A 439-nucleotide genomic window follows, 5' to 3' on the forward strand; every position below is an offset into this window, starting at 1 on the left:
TGTTGGCCGGTGTCGGATCGGTGACGCCGGCCGGCGCGCTGACGGTCGCGGTGTTGGTCAGAGAACCGGTGGCGGAGGCGGAGATCGAGCAGCTCGCCGTGTAGGTGACGCTGCCGCCCGACGGCAGGTTCACGCTGCCGGCGATGTTGCCGCTGCCGCTGGCCGTGCAGGTGCCGCCGCCGGCGCCCACACACGTCCAGGTGCAGGTTTGTGAGGCGGGGAAGGTATCGGCGACGGTGGCACCGGTGGCGTTGCTCGGCCCGGCGTTCGATGCGGTGATCGTGTACGTCACGCTGCCGCCTGGCGTCGCCGAGGTGACGCCATCGGTCTTGGTGATCGACAGATCGGCGCTGGCGCCCAGCGTGTCGCTGTCGGTGGCCGAGTTGTTCGCCGGGTTCGTGTCGGTGACGCTGCCTGGCGCGGTAACGGTGGCGGTATT

At 70.2% G+C, this 439-nt stretch carries 1 protein-coding gene; it reads right to left on the bottom strand.

Annotation, left to right across the window (positions count from 1 at the left end; genetic code table 11):
- The coding region (locus DFR29_RS30525; RefSeq protein WP_425598843.1) for a hypothetical protein at positions 1-292 on the bottom strand (292 nt) is incomplete at its 3' end.
- Positions 293-439: the final 147 nt, after the last annotated feature.

It is taken from the genome of Tahibacter aquaticus (assembly GCF_004363655.1).
Taxonomy (GTDB): domain Bacteria; phylum Pseudomonadota; class Gammaproteobacteria; order Xanthomonadales; family Rhodanobacteraceae; genus Tahibacter; species Tahibacter aquaticus.